The following is a 14,528-nucleotide window of genomic DNA, read 5'->3' as shown; positions in this document are numbered from 1 at the left end:
CCGGGGTTTTTTTGTGCATGGCTACGAGTGATTCCCTGATGCGGTGTCACGCAAGCGCTGAGGATTCGGTTCGAATCTCGGTTGTCTCGAGTCGACTGCGGTGATCGCCCGAGAGCGGCTGATCTACGAAATGGCTGCAGGGCCCTTGCCCGCCCACCATCGCGGGACACGCTGCAAGTACGTCCTTGTAAGCTCTTACACGGCATCCATGCCGCGTAAGGTCCCGCGACGGTGGGCGGGCAAGGACCAGTAACGATGGTCGGTGAGTAGAGTTTCCAACAAAGCAATCAGCAAATTGCGCGACGCGGTGTGCTCGCTCTTCAACAAGGAACCAGCACCCTGTCTAGCACGGTGCCCTCGCCGCTTGCGGACCGTTGGCGGCATGGATGCCGCCGTCGAGCCCCCAGGGAAGGGTTCACGGCGTGTCCCGCGAGCGGTGAGGACGCCGCGCGCGCGACAAATCAGGCTAAGTGAGCAATGACCAGTCACGATGGTCGGTACGCACAGCTCTCACTAGCACAGCCAGCAAACTCTCTTGCGCGGTGCCCTCGCCGCTTGCGGGACCGTTGGCGGCATGGATGCCGCCATCGAGCCCCCATGGACGGGTTTACGGCGTGTCCCGCGAGCGGTGAGGACACCGCGCCGCGACCAACCAGCTTTGGGGCCGCGCTGGCGACACCCCGGACACGTTAGATGCCCGGCACGCGCGCACCAGTCGAACCACGCACCACACAGCGCCCGGTCATGACCATGCGGCGGATTGGCAATTGCGGATTGCTTAGCCGTTCCAGCAGCAAGGACATCGCCGCCCGGCCCATGTCTTCCACCGGCTGCTCGACCACGGTGATGCCCGGCTCGACCAGATCGGTCCAGCGCTCGTTGTCGAACCCGGCCAGGGCCAGGTCCTGCGGCAGGCGCAGGCCGGCGGTGCGTGCGGCCTTCAGCGCGCCCATGAGCAGCAGACTGTTACTGGTGACGATGGCCTCGGGCCGGTCGTCGCTGGCCAGCCATGTACCCAACTCGGCAATCGCCGCCTCGGCGGTGGGTGCCACTTCGCGGTAATCCGGCTGCAGCCCCTGCGCGCGCATCGCGGCCAGGTAACCGTCGCGACGCTCGGCCGCGGTGGTGCTGGTGCTGCCGAACAGCCCCCCGATGCGCCGGTAGCCCTGCGCCTGCAGATGCGCCACCAGCTCGGCCATGGCCGCGCCGTTGTCCAGCACCACGCTGTCGTAGCGGCTGCCGGGGCCGGCACGGTCTACCAGCACGGTGGGGTAGTCCAGCGCCAACTCGTGCATGCGCCCCACCGTGACCCGGGTCGGGGCGAAGATCAATCCGGTGATGCGCTCTTCCTGCATCAGCTCCAGGTACAGCGCCTCGCGTTCGGGGTCTTCATCGGTATTGCACAGGGTCACGCGCATACCGGCACGGTACGCGACCTCTTCCACCGCGCGGATCAGCGCCGTGAAGTACGGGTTGCGGATGTCGGCCACGATCACCCCCAGGATGCCGGATTGCTGGGATCGCAATCGCCGCGCCATCAGGTTGGGCCGATAGCCGGTCTGGCGCACCGCCGCTTCCACCTTGGCGCGTACGTCGTCGCTGACCGGGCCATTGCCCAGCGCGCGCGACACCGTGGACTTGGACACACCGGCCACGCGGGCCACGTCATTGATGCTGATACTCACTGGGACCGTTCCCGCTCCATTTTGCGCACCTTGACCCAGGCACGGTGTCGGCCCTGATGCTAACCCGAAAGCACTACAGTGTTTTTTTGCACCGCACATTGACCTGGATCGTGGGAACGTTCCCACTATACTTCCCAGCCCGACCTCATCCGGAGCCCGTCTTGTCCTCTCCGTCGCCAGCCCCCGTCACCCCCGACCTTGTGCGCCTGCGCGCCTCCGCCCGCGACAAGGACGACGCCATCGCCCAGGCCGCCCAGTTGCTGGCCGCGGCCGGCTGCGTGGCGCCGGGCTACGATGCCAGCATGCGGCGCCGCGAAGGACTGGCGAACACCTTCCTCGGCCACGGCCTGGCGATCCCGCACGGCGTCGGCGAAGACCGCCACCTGGTACGCCGCGACGGCATCGCAGTGCTGCAACTGCCCGACGGCGTGGAATGGAACCCCGGCCAGGTCACCCGGCTGGTGGTCGGCATCGCCGCGCAGTCCGATACCCACATCACCCTGCTGCGCCGGCTGACCCGGCTGATCCAGGACCCGGCCCAGCTCGAAGCGCTGTTCAGTACCGACGACCCCGGCGTGATCGTGGCCGCACTCACCGGCGACCGCGCGCCCGAGACCACTGCCGCGCCGGCCACCGACCTGGCCGAAACATTCGAGTGGACCATCGCCTACCCCAGCGGCCTGCACGCGCGCCCGGCCACCCGCTGGGCCGAGACCGCACGCGGATTTTCCGCACGTGCGCAGGTGCGCGCCGGCGACCAGGCCGCCGATGCCAAGAGCCTGGTCGGCCTGCTGCAGCTGGGCCTGCGTGCCGGCGACCGCATCACCGTCTCGGCCGAAGGCAGCGACGCCGCGGAACTGCTCAAGCGCCTGCGCGCCGTCATGGACAGCCTCACCGCGCAGGAAAAGGCCGATGCCGAGCGCGCCGCGCAACGTCGCGCCGCCCCAGTGGCCGGCTGGACGCCGCCACAGGCGCAGCCGGCCATTGTCGGCATCGGCGCCAGCCCGGGCGTGGCGATCGGCATCGTGCACCGCCTGCGCGCTGCGCAGACCGAAGTGGCCGATCAACCGGTGGGCCTGGGCGATGGTGGCGCGCAACTGCACGACGCGCTGACCCGCACCCGCCAGCAGCTGGCGGCGATCCAGGACGACACCCAGCGCCGGCTCGGTGCCTCGGACGCGGCCATCTTCAAGGCCCAGGCCGAACTGCTCAACGACACTGACCTGATCACCCGCACCTGCCAGCTGATGGTCGAAGGCCACGGCGTGGCGTGGTCGTGGCACCAGGCGGTGGAACAGATGGCCTCCGGCCTGGCCGCCCTCGGCAACCCGGTGCTGGCCGGCCGCGCGGCCGATCTGCGCGACGTCGGCCGCCGCGTACTGGCCCAGCTCGACCCGGCCGCCGCCGGCGCCGGTCTCACCGACCTGCCCGAACAGCCGTGCATCCTGCTCGCCAGCGACCTGTCGCCTTCTGACACCGCCAACCTGGACACCGCGCGCGTGCTCGGCCTGGCCACTGCGCAAGGCGGCCCGACCTCGCATACCGCGATCCTGTCGCGCACCCTGGGCCTGCCGGCGCTGGTCGCAGCCGGCGGCCAGTTGCTGGACATCGAAGATGGCGTCACCGCCATCATCGACGGCAGCAGCGGACGCCTGTACATCGACCCGTCCGCGCAGGATCTGGACGCGGCCCGCACGCATATCGCCGAGCAGCAGGCCATCCGCGAGCGCGAAGCCGCGCAGCGCGCGTTGCCGGCCGAAACCAGCGACGGCCACCACATCGACATCGGCGCCAACGTCAATCTGCCCGACCAGGTGGCGATGGCGCTGACCCAGGGCGCCGAGGGCGTTGGCCTGATGCGCACCGAATTCCTGTTCCTGGAAAGCGGCCGCACCCCCAGCGAAGACGAACAACACGCCACCTACCTGGCCATGGCGCAGGCGCTGGATGGCCGCCCGCTGATCGTGCGTGCGCTGGATATCGGCGGCGACAAGCAGGTGGCGCATCTGGAATTGCCGCACGAAGAAAACCCGTTCCTGGGCGTGCGCGGCGCGCGCCTGCTGCTGCGCCGCCCCGACCTACTGGAGCCGCAACTGCGTGCGCTGTATCGCGCCGCCAAGGACGGGGCGCGGCTGTCGATCATGTTCCCGATGATCACCTCGGTGCCGGAACTGGTCGCGCTGCGCGCCATCTGCGCACGCATCCGCGTCGACCTCGATGCACCGGAGGTGCCGATCGGCATCATGATCGAAGTGCCGGCCGCCGCCGCGCAGGCCGACGTGCTGGCGCGCCACGCAGACTTCTTCTCGATCGGCACCAATGACCTCACCCAATACGTGCTGGCGATCGACCGCCAGAACCCGGAACTGGCCGCCGAAGCCGACAGCCTGCACCCGGCGGTGCTGCGCATGATCCGCAGCACCATTGACGGTGCACGCAAGCACGAGCGCTGGGTCGGTGTGTGCGGCGGCCTGGCCGGCGACGCGTTCGGCGCCAGCCTGCTGGCCGGTCTGGGCGCGCAGGAATTGTCGATGACGCCCAACGATATCCCGGCGGTCAAGGCACGCCTGCGTGGCGCCGCGCTGAGCCAGCTGCAACAGCTCGCCGAACAGGCACTGGCCTGCGAAACCGCCGAACAGGTACGCGCATTGGAAGCCAAGCGCGAGGACAAGGCATGAGCCTGCAGGCCATCACCGTCACGCTGAACCCGGCGATCGACCAGACCATCCAGCTCGAACACCTGCAGCCGGGCGCCGTGCACCGCGCCAGCAGCGTGCGCAACGATGCCGGCGGCAAGGGCATCAATGTGGCCGCGTGCCTGGCCGACTGGGGCAGCCAGGTGGCCGCGCTGGGCGTGCTCGGGGTCGGCAACGCCGGCGTGTTCGAAGCACTGTTCCGCGAGCGCGGCATCACCGATCACTGCCAGCGCGTGGCCGGCGAAACCCGCACCAATCTCAAGCTGGTCGACGCGCGCAGCAACGACACCACCGACATCAACCTGCCCGGCCTGCGCTTGGGGCCTGCGCATCTGCAAGGCGTGGCCGATCATCTGGCCCCGCTGCTGCGCCCCGGCCTGCCGGTGGTGCTGTCGGGCAGCCTGCCGTCCGGGCTGCTGGACGACAGCTGGGCGCAGTTGCAGGCCCAGGCCAGCGCTACCGGTGCGCGCGTGCTGCTGGACACCAGCGGCATGCCGCTGGTGAAAGCGCTGGATGCCGCGCGCGAGGCGCTGCCGTATGCGGTCAAGCCCAATCGCGACGAACTCGCAGCCTGGACCGGCCGCCCCTTGAAGGATCGCGGCGCACTCAGCGCCGCCGCACACGAACTGATCGCACGTGGCATCCAACTGGTGGTCATTTCGATGGGCACCGAAGGCGCCTTGTTCGTGCAGCGCGACCAGCGGTTGATCGCCCGCCCACCACGCCTGGCGCACGGTAGCAGCGTGGGTGCAGGCGATGCGATGGTGGCCGGATTGGCCGCTGCGCTGCTGGACGAGGCAACCACGCTGGAGCAATGCGCGCGGCTGGCCACGGCGTTTTCGATGTGCCGGCTGGAAAGCGGCGACGCGCGTCGGATTACCCACGAGGGCGTGCGCCGCGCCGCAACCGACGTCTTGATCGAAGCACTGTCATGAGCCGCCATTGGCCACTGCCGATGCATGCACCCAGGCGTTCGTCGGGCTGGCGGTCGCAGACAACGGCAGATCGCCCGCCTCACCGCCACGCCTAACGCTTGAAATTCCCCCCGCCGACAACACCGGCGACCGCAACACAGCAGGAGTTTTGCCATGTCCTCTTCCATCGTGGTCATCGCCGCTGGCGAACGCAGTACCGAAGCCGTCCTGGCGGCCGAAGCGCTGCGCCGCGCGGCCACGGCCGCCGGCCGTCGCGTGACGATCGAAATCCGTAGCGACCAGGGCGTGCTCGGCGCCTTGCCAGGCGAACTCGCCAGCGCAGCCGCGCAGGTCCTGGTGGTCGGCGATGCCGATGCCGACACCGCCCGCTTTGGCGATGCGCAACTGGTGCGCCTGAGCCTGGGCGCGGTATTGGACGACCCGGCCGCGGCAATCGGCCAGCTCGCCGTCACCTCCAGCGCTGGCCCCGCGTCCGCTGCGGGCGACGTGTCTTCCAATGCCAGCAAGCGCATCGTCGCCATCACCTCCTGCCCCACCGGCATCGCCCACACCTTCATGGCCGCCGAGGGCCTGCAGCAAGCCGCCAAGAAACTCGGCTACCAGATGCGGGTAGAAACCCAGGGCTCGGTGGGTGCGCAGGATGCACTCACCGATGATGAAATCCGTGCGGCAGACGTGGTCATCATCGCGGCCGACCGCGAGGTCGACCTGGCTCGCTTCGGCGGCAAGCGCGTGTTCAAGAGCGGCACCAAGCCGGCGATCAACGATGGCCCGGCGCTGATCAACAAGGCGCTGGCGGAGGCCAGCGTGCATGGCGGCGCAACGCCTGCCCCCGGCACCGCCACCAACGCCACCGCGAACAAGGGCAATGGCCGCACCGGTGCCTACAAGCATCTGATGACCGGCGTCTCGTTCATGCTGCCGTTCGTCACTGCCGGCGGCCTATTGATCGCATTGGCATTTGCGCTTGGCGGCATCTATGCCGGCGACGATGCGCACCAGGGCACGCTGGCCTGGTCGCTGTTCCAGATCGGCGCCAAGGCCGGCTTCACCCTGATGGTGCCCGCGCTGGCCGGCTATATCGCTTATTCCATTGCAGACCGCCCCGGCATCGCGCCCGGCATGATCGGCGGCCTGGTCGCGGCCAATCTCAATGCCGGTTTCCTCGGCGGGATCATTGCCGGCTTCATCGCCGGCTACGGCGTGGCCGCGCTCAACCGCTACATCCGCCTGCCGCGCAACCTGGAAGGCCTCAAGCCGGTGCTGATCCTGCCGGTGCTAGGCACCCTGCTGGTCGGGCTGGCGATGATGTACGTGTTCGGCCAGCCGGTGGCCGACCTGCTGGCCTGGCTCACCGCCTGGCTGCGCGGCATGCAGGGCAGCAGCGCGTTGCTGCTGGGCCTGCTGCTCGGCGGCATGATGGCCTTCGACATGGGCGGGCCGGTCAACAAGGCGGCCTACGCGTTCTCCACCGGCCTGATCGCCAGCCAGGTCTACACCCCGATGGCCGCTGCCATGGTCGCCGGCATGACCCCACCGCTAGGCATCGCGCTGGCCACATGGGTATTCCGCAACCGCTTCACTGCCGAAGAACGTGGCTCGGCCACTGCCGCCGGCGTGCTCGGGCTGGCCTTCGTGACCGAGGGCGCCATCCCGTACGCCGCGCGCGACCCGTTGCGCACCATCCCGGCGCTGGTGATCGGCTCGGCGGTAGCCGGCGCCATCTCGATGACCGCCGGTGCCGAATTGAAGGCGCCGCACGGCGGCATCTTCGTGCTGCTGATCCCCAACGCCGTCACCCACTTGCTCAATTACGTGCTGGCTCTGGTGGTCGGCGTGGTGGTCACGGCCATCGCGCTGCGCCTGCTCAAGAAGCCGGTGACCGACGTCATCGCCTGAGGCACCCACAGCGGCACGGACCTGCCGCCGCACCTGACGCGCCCGAGTGTTCCGGCGCCCCTGACCTGCTTCACCGCTACGCGCACCCGGGTGCGCCGCCAGCGGCTTGCCCATCCACGTGTTGTCGCGTTCGCCACCACGGCCACGCCCTTTTGTCCGGAGTCCTGCCATGACCACTTTTGCCCCCCGCCGTGCCCGCCCCCGCCTGTTGTGCCTGTCGCTGACCCTGGCACTTGCCCCGCTCGCCCACGCGCAGGACGCCGCCGACGCCTTCAAGCTCAAGCTGGGCTATACCGGCGAAGCCGCCTCGATGATCGATGGCGGCCGCAAAAGCGGCGACGCCTATGCCGGCCAGTTGATGGTCGGCACCGATGTCGACATGGACCGCCTGTTCGGCTGGAACGGCGCCACGGTGAAGTTGTATGTCACCAACCGCCACGGCACCAACCTGGCCAACAGCAGCATCGGGAACAGCACCTCGGTGCAGGAAATCTACGGCGGCCAGGGCACGCGCCTGGCCAACTTCACCCTGCTGCAGAAACTCTTCAACGACCGCCTGGAACTGGAAGCCGGCCGCAGCGTGGCCAATATCCACTTCCTCGGCTCGGACCTGTGCCAGTACTTCCAGGGCAACTCGGCCTGCGGCAACCCCACCTTCGTCTTCCGTACCAGCAACTTCACCTACTGGCCGGTCTCCAGCTGGGCCGCGCATGCCACCGCCTGGGTCACGCCCAAGGTCTATGTGCATGTGGGCGCCTATGAAGTGAACCCGGTGCAGGCGCAGGACGGCCAGCACGGCCTGAAATGGAGCACCGACGACACCACCGGCGTGGTGGTGCCCTATGCGGTGGGCTACAAGAACAAGGGCGGCGACGGCAGCCTGGCCGCCATGTACGAACTGGGCGGCTGGCAGGACAACTCCGACTACACCGACCCGCTACGCGACCGCAACGGCAACCCGGCCGTGCTCAGCGGCCTGGGCTATGAGAACAAGCAGGGCCGCTCGGGCGTGTTCGGCCGCTTCGAGCAACAGGTCACCAACCCCGGCCCGTCCGGCACGCGTGGCCTGACAGTATTCGCCGCCATGCTCAAGAGCACCGGCGGCCAGGCCATCGAAGACCACTTCGTGCAACTGGGCCTGGTGCAGAAAGGCACCTTCGCCAGCCGCCCGCAGGACAACATTGCGTTTGTGATCACCCAGCAGAAGTACAGCGACGAAGCCATCGAAAACCTGCGCCTGGCCCGCGCCTCCGCCGGCGGCACCGGCACCCCGGCCGACAACCAGATCATGATGGAGCTCAGCTACGGCATCCAGGTCACCAAGCGCCTGCGCATCGCCCCGAACCTGCATTACGTGATCAACCCGGATCAGTTCAACGAACCCACGCGTACCAACGATCTGAAGAATGCGTTGATTGCGGGCATGCGGATCGATTGGAATCTGTGACCCATCGAGAGGGTGTGCGCGTTGCGCGCATGCTTGGTGGGCACCACTGCGTGCAGGGAGTGGCAGATGCGTTGCATTTGACTGCAATGCAACGCATTGAGTCGACTCGGTTGGCATTGGCATTTGGCGGATGTGGTCGATGGGTTCGATGAGCCGCTTAGGCGTGCGATCGCACGCGATGAGGCGTATCGGCCGACCAGGTCGCGCGCAAGCCCGTCGCTGTAATAACGACGTCGCATCATTGCGAATCTGATTTTGCACGCAGATTGATCGCTCTGTATTGCCTCTGGTTCCCGTAACGCGGCCCGTTCTTCTCGAAGGTGCCACAGAGCCGGCCTTCGCCACAGGGAGCCAAGTCGGCACGCGACACGCGATCCAGGTAATCGATTGAGGCCCGAAGCTGCGCGAGTTCGGCCTTCTTTTCGTTGATGTTCCCAAACGAGTAAGCCACCGCACCCAGCCCCAAAATGCCTGCCAAGAGCATCGTGGCCGATGCGATCCACATGCGCCGTGTGATCCGTGTTTCTAAGGATTGCTGGGCCTGCGCATAACGTCGAGTGGCTTGCTGCAATGTCTCGTCCGCATGGGCCATCTCTTTGTTGAACCGCTTGGCGGCCGGTTCCAGTGTCTGCGTCAACGCCTGATCGGTCAGCTGCGTCAGTCTCGGCAAAGCATTCTCAAGCACCCGGTTGACCTTGGCATCGGCGCTGCTAGCCGCGCGTTGAAGCACTTGGAGTTGCTCGGCAACCACATCGCGCAGCCGTTGTTCGCGCTGCTGCATGGATGCCACCAGGGTCGTCAGCACCGTAATGGTCTCTTGCAAAGACGTATTGGATGCGTTCAACGTCGCCATCATTTCCGCCATTGCGGCGGCGTCTTGCCTGTCCATAGGTCTCCTCAGCTCGGCTGGTCATGGAAGAGATTCTGACTAACCACCGCCCCCACCACCACCGCCTCCTCCTCCTCCCCCGCCGCCGTCTCCACCTCCACCGCCGTCACCTTGGGGACCGCTCTGCATCGGTCCCTTGGCGAACTCCGGCAAGGTCATCACCATTACCGGCCCCCGGCTGGTGTTGACCTCAGCTGAGACATCCATCCCCAGCGCCTGGCGTGTGGCGACGTGCTCCTGGGCTTCTTGCTGGGCCTGCGCCTCCAGGAACTCGTTGCCTCTTTTGATCAGCGCCTGCGTTGCTGCGCTGCTGGCCACCCGGTTCAAGGCCTGCTCGATCGCCAGCTCGTTCTTGCTATCGAGTGCGTAGAGCACCTCGTCCACGTCGGGGTCACCGGTGATGGATTTCCGCGCAACCTGCGAAGAATCGTTTGGCACATCACCTACCACCGGCCCGATGGAGCGCTGAGCTAGAGGTGGGAAGGCATCGGCTTGCTCAGCCGCTTCACTGGGCGAGCGGCCACTTGGTTGGTGCGCACTGAATGCATCGATGCTGCCACCCTCCTGGTCTAGCGCCCTCTTTTGAGCGAAGGGATAAGGTTCTCCGCGCTCACGATACTCCCGCCATTCCTGGTGGAAGCGTTCGTCTTCCCGATCCGCCGCCTCAATCTCCTGTTGCAACTGGCGCAGCGAGCGCATGGTCTCTTCCAGGAACAGGGCGCCGCCCGGGTCTGCGGCGCTGCGGTCCTGCGACGGGGTTGATTGCGTTTGTTGGTTTTCTGCGTCAACAGACCCGACGGGCAAGCGAGTGTCGGCACTGCTTGCCAATGCCTGCTCACGCGCTTGCGCGAAGTGTTCTGGGGGCAGCACCGGCGCACCATGATCAGCGAGCAAAGCGTTTGAAGGACGGGGCTGTTCGGCCTCGGCTTCTCGCTCAGGCGTGGTAGACGCCGTCGAAAGCGATGCCGTCAACGGTTCTGCTGTTGGAGCCATGGCCCGAACCGGCGTTGCCTCCTGCTCACGCGCCAAGTCTTGCTGAGGGGCCGACGCTTGCTCCATCTCCATCTGCTGCGTTTGCACGTGGCGATACAGCGCCGGGGACACCGCATCGGCCTGCGCGCTTTGTAAAGGTGGGTTGCCCGATTCCCGGCCCTCGGAGAGCGGCACTTGGATGCGCGCGGTGTCGCGGCTTTGCACCGCTTGCGATTCCAAAGCGCGCTCTGCCCCTTGTGCTAGGTGCGCCTGCGCGTCACCTGCCTCGGACGTTTGCTTCAGTGAGTCATGTGCGTCAGGAGCAAGGCGTTCGTTCGCCGGTTGATTCTGTGTTTCCAGCCGTGAGCATGCATCCTCCTGCGACTGAGGGAGCGTTGTTTGCTGAGTCAGCGCGAGCTCTGGTGCGTGCAGCTGAGTGTCTGGTTGCTGCGAGGCTTGCTGACGTTGGTCCTGCGTCGGTTCGAGTGCTTGAGTTTGTTGCTGCTGATCCTGTGCCTGCCGAGCCTGACCTTCCTGGGCCTCAACCTGCCTGGTTTCTTGAGCCTGCCGGTCTTGTTGCTCCCGCTGCTGATTGTCAGCTTGGCGCTCCTGCACCTGGCGCTCTTCTAGCTCACGCTGCTGCTCGGCTTGGCGTTGACCTTCCAACACGGCCTGCGCCTGGACCGCTTGTTCGCTTTGCGACCTGTCTTCGTGCTCAGGCTGTGCCTGCTGGAGGTGCTCGCGCACTTGCGCGACGTGCTGCTCTTGCGCAACACGCTCTTGCTGTTCACGTTCTTGCCGAGCCTGCGCCGCGACAGAGGCTTGCATGCGCGCCTGGATATCCAGCACTTGCTGCGGATTGGACGACTCAGAGGTCGATGTGTCCGCGTCTGCAGTTCCCTCGGTCACGCGCCCAAGGATCGGCGATTCTCGCCGATAGCCTTGCGTCTCACTCAACGCCTGCCGGATGTCTTCGCTGCTGGTGATGGCCACCACACGAGTGACCCCATCGCTGCAGCGTTGGAGGTGCGCGATGGGGCTGTCATACCCATATTGCCCCGACTCATTGCGCTGCAACTGCTGCATGGTCGGCCCGCTGATGCCATTGGCGTCCATGGTCCGCTGCGAGGCCAGAGCCACGGCCTGCTGGGTCTGCGGGTTGACGTTCAAATCGACGCCTGCGGCCCGGTAACAGTGCAGCAGCTCGTTGTGCTCCAGCTGCGCAGCCGTGGGCGCGGGAAGTGCCTCAATAGCCGCCAGGGTTTCCTTAGCGCGCTCCAGCGAGGCCTGGCGCATCTGGTCGGTCAGTTCCAGCTCCACCGCCAGATTGCCACTGGCGACGCCATCTTTGCCGGCCCACTGTCCTGACTCAGTGCGCTGGTAAAGCTGAGCGTCTGACCCCAGCACCGCGCCGGGCTTGGCCTGGGCGGCTTGAACAGCCGCAGGCACTTCGACACCGTAAGCCTGGGCGCGTTGCGCTGCATGGTTTTCCAGGTAGGCGGTGGCGATGGCTTCGCGCCCGGTGGCGATGTTGCTTTCGATGCGGCCCAGGGCTTCTTGGTTGAGCTGTTGCGCGCGTTCCGGGGGAGCGGTTTGGTGTTCGTAGCTGCCCCGGTCGTCGGCACCGGACACGGCGGTTTTGACTTGGCGTTCCCATGCCTGGCTCTCTGGATTGCGCCGCCAGTTCTGGTTGTCCAATCCCACGTGGTCGCTTGCCTGGGCGGGGAGGTTGAACGGGTCCTGGGGTGGCGGTGCTTTGCCCAACGCCAGCTCCACTGCCTTGGCGTTAGCAAGCGCGCCCAGTTCCTGCGATTTCTCATAGCTGGCGACCACGGGCTGCTCGCCCGATGTGCGCCGTCCCTCCTGGGCGAGGTCAATGGCGGCTTCGCGCTGCCAGTTGCGGCCGTTGAACTGCCACTCCACGCCCGCCTTGTCGGTTTGGTGGTAGATGGCGCGGTTGTCCAGCAAATCGGCGCCTTTGTCGAACGCCTTGCTCATCAGCAGCGCGTCGCCGACCACCAACGCCGCCGGGACGAAGCCGCTACCGCCCAGAGCCGCCGCGGTGGAGGCACCACCGGCCCACCCGCCGACGTTGCGGGCCAATGCATGGGCGACTTCGGACTGGGCGGCGGTGACATTGCCTTGTTCCAGCAACTCGGCCGAACGGCGGGCAGTCAGCACCGCATCCGCGCCGGTGGCCAGCAAGCCACCCGAGCGCACCAGGGTGCTGGTGGATGCATTGCCCAGCAACACTTCCATGGACGCCGCGCCGCTTTGACCGCGGGGAACTCGCAAAGGTCTGGCGGCCTCTTCGCCCAAGGTGTTCTCAACCACAGCCACGCCATTTGGTGACAGCGTCAGCTTCCCACCATGGTAAGCGTCGGAGATGGCCTGACTTAAGCCATGACGCTGAAGATCGAGGTTGCCGCCGCGGGTCAACAGCTGTCCTGACCCATTGAAGTGATTCAGGGTGGCGATGACGCGGGATTCGTTATGGGTGACACCAACCCACCCGTGTTCAACGGGGCCTAGCTTCCCAAGAGCGTCCACTTGGTTCGCATAAGTATCGGCGTAACCACGTGCGTTCCCGAAAAAGGCCTGCGTCTTTACACGTGCATCATTTGCCGTCTGGCCTAACGAAGCATTCGTGTGAAGATCTCCATTGACCAATCCCACCTTCACTGTGTCGCGCAGGTGATTCACTCTGGCAGCAATGCGATCCAAGGCGTCAGGATCACCCGCCAGCGCGGCCCTGCCATCTTTGGATTGCTCTAAGCGCCGAAGGTTGTCGAGCAGTCCGACCTGGTAGTCTCGAATTGGGCCGCCGCTATGCGGTGAGACGCCCATTGCCTGAGCCAGGCCCTTGTCGTGCGGCATGAAAATTCGATTCTCAGGCGCATTAATGTCGAAGCGATCTGAGTCCGACAGCACCCGCAAAATGCGGCTGTAACGAACGGTTTGCTGCTCGAACCCATGATGATCCTGAAAAATAGGGCTGCTACGCGGCATGCTCCATGCTCCTTACGTGTTGCCCAGGCGCGGCTAGATGTCTGATGCGTCAATAAAAGAGATGCCGCTTTCACCAGCATCATCAGGAATCCCTGCTTCATGGACCGCGTCTCTGAAGGCTCGGTCGCAAATCACGAATGAGCTGAACGGCGTAAGGAATACGTGGGCTTGACCCACGACTTCCGGCCTAAAGGCCAAGCTGGCTCCTCCTCCCACCGAGTAGAACTTGCCATTGACGTAGTCGTCGTCTACTTCAATTTGTAGCTTCGAGGCAACTTCGTCCAAGGCATCAAGCTCGCGAACAACGTCGCACAAAAAGTGGCGCGGACCTCTGGCTCCGTCGGCCAAGCGGTAATCCACCTCCGCAAAAGCAAAGGCGTCGGAGTCTGCCGACACCATGACATCGTGGAGTCGCTCAGAAACCAGCCAATAGCCACTAAATCCTGGCTCTAGATCGCGCGGGGCTGGACCTGTCTTAGGGTCATAGGTTAGCTGAGGTGTTTCACGGAGCGTCGGAAATCCTCCTTCCTCCGGCCGCAGGATCAACCGCGGAGGGGACAGCAGGTTACGAACATTCTCGAACCTGACCCCACAGGTCGGCCTGTTGCTCTCCATGTCTGCTTCGAACATATAAAAGCGCCCGGCCGTCGGCTGATTGGGTGTCGTTGATGTCATGCGTTTCATCCCTTCCGTGTGCTGTGGTCTCAGCTGACAGAAAGAGCTTAACTCGGCCGCTTTGCCGACCCAAGCAATGAAGCAAAGGAGAGGGCCACATTCCACTTGCCGCCCGGCTCGTAGGCGCCTGACACCGATTACCAAATGATCCAACACCCAAATACTGAGAGATGCCCGCGCCTGCTCTCGCAGAACCTGCGTGGGAAAAGCCCCCCCCAACCGCTCTGAGTGTTCGCCAAATCTGGAGATACGCGGCCATCGCCAATTTCATTGCTGGCCTGATGCCGCCGAGCGCCATGTTGGGGCGCTCATGGTTGTACG

8 protein-coding genes are annotated in these 14,528 nt (G+C 65.7%); 4 read left to right on the top strand and 4 right to left on the bottom strand.

All coding sequences use genetic code 11. The features are described 5' to 3' along the window. Positions 1-689 precede the first annotated feature (689 nt). Positions 690-1,685 (bottom strand): LacI family DNA-binding transcriptional regulator, encoded by a 996-nt coding sequence (locus tag ACCQ03_RS05810; protein WP_057680127.1) that lies wholly within the window; start codon positions 1,683-1,685, stop codon positions 690-692. Positions 1,686-1,846: 161 nt separating this feature from the next. On the opposite strand from ACCQ03_RS05810, the gene ptsP reads away from it, so the two are divergent. The 4 genes from ptsP (at position 1,847) to ACCQ03_RS05790 (ending at position 8,662) form a co-directional block, all read left to right on the top strand. Continuing rightward, positions 1,847-4,363 (top strand): phosphoenolpyruvate--protein phosphotransferase, encoded by a 2,517-nt coding sequence (gene ptsP, locus ACCQ03_RS05805; RefSeq protein WP_209227678.1) that lies wholly within the window; start codon positions 1,847-1,849, stop codon positions 4,361-4,363. Next, positions 4,360-5,316, top strand: a complete 957-nt coding sequence (pfkB, locus tag ACCQ03_RS05800) for a 1-phosphofructokinase (RefSeq protein ID WP_209227679.1) — start codon at positions 4,360-4,362, stop codon at positions 5,314-5,316. Before ptsP ends, pfkB begins: the two co-directional genes overlap by 4 nt. 153 nt (positions 5,317-5,469) lie before the next feature. Next, positions 5,470-7,215, top strand: a complete 1,746-nt coding sequence (locus ACCQ03_RS05795; protein WP_057680124.1) for a PTS fructose transporter subunit IIC — start codon at positions 5,470-5,472, stop codon at positions 7,213-7,215. A 169-nt stretch (positions 7,216-7,384) separates the two neighbouring features. Next, positions 7,385-8,662, top strand: a complete 1,278-nt coding sequence (locus ACCQ03_RS05790) for a carbohydrate porin (protein ID WP_209227680.1) — start codon at positions 7,385-7,387, stop codon at positions 8,660-8,662. 238 nt (positions 8,663-8,900) lie between these two features. Here the strand turns inward: ACCQ03_RS05790 and ACCQ03_RS05785 are convergent, their stop codons facing one another. Genes ACCQ03_RS05785 through ACCQ03_RS05775 form a run of 3 tightly spaced genes read right to left on the bottom strand, consistent with a single transcriptional unit; the run spans position 8,901 to position 14,207 of the window. Next, positions 8,901-9,551 (bottom strand): hypothetical protein, encoded by a 651-nt coding sequence (locus tag ACCQ03_RS05785; RefSeq protein ID WP_057679783.1) that lies wholly within the window; start codon positions 9,549-9,551, stop codon positions 8,901-8,903. 39 nt (positions 9,552-9,590) lie between these two features. After that, positions 9,591-13,532: a hypothetical protein gene (locus tag ACCQ03_RS05780; RefSeq protein WP_209227681.1), complete on the bottom strand. Its 3,942-nt coding sequence runs from the start codon at positions 13,530-13,532 to the stop codon at positions 9,591-9,593. 33 nt (positions 13,533-13,565) lie between these two features. Further along, complete coding sequence (locus tag ACCQ03_RS05775) at positions 13,566-14,207, bottom strand: DUF1629 domain-containing protein (RefSeq protein WP_170922327.1); 642 nt, start codon at positions 14,205-14,207, stop codon at positions 13,566-13,568. Positions 14,208-14,528 lie beyond the last annotated feature (321 nt).

The organism is Xanthomonas sp. NCPPB 3569 (assembly GCF_041475645.2).
GTDB classification, from domain to species: domain Bacteria; phylum Pseudomonadota; class Gammaproteobacteria; order Xanthomonadales; family Xanthomonadaceae; genus Xanthomonas; species Xanthomonas phaseoli.
This window is presented reverse-complemented; position numbering and strand designations above follow the sequence as displayed.

Coding starts and splice junctions, on each gene's coding strand:
- pfkB (WP_209227679.1), top strand. CDS start 4,360: ATGAGCCTGCAGGCCATCACCGTCACGCTGAACCCGGCGATCGACCAG.
- ACCQ03_RS05795 (WP_057680124.1), top strand. CDS start 5,470: ATGTCCTCTTCCATCGTGGTCATCGCCGCTGGCGAACGCAGTACCGAA.
- ACCQ03_RS05790 (WP_209227680.1), top strand. CDS start 7,385: ATGACCACTTTTGCCCCCCGCCGTGCCCGCCCCCGCCTGTTGTGCCTG.
- ACCQ03_RS05785 (WP_057679783.1), bottom strand. CDS start 9,551: ATGGACAGGCAAGACGCCGCCGCAATGGCGGAAATGATGGCGACGTTG.
- ACCQ03_RS05780 (WP_209227681.1), bottom strand. CDS start 13,532: ATGCCGCGTAGCAGCCCTATTTTTCAGGATCATCATGGGTTCGAGCAG.
- ACCQ03_RS05775 (WP_170922327.1), bottom strand. CDS start 14,207: ATGACATCAACGACACCCAATCAGCCGACGGCCGGGCGCTTTTATATG.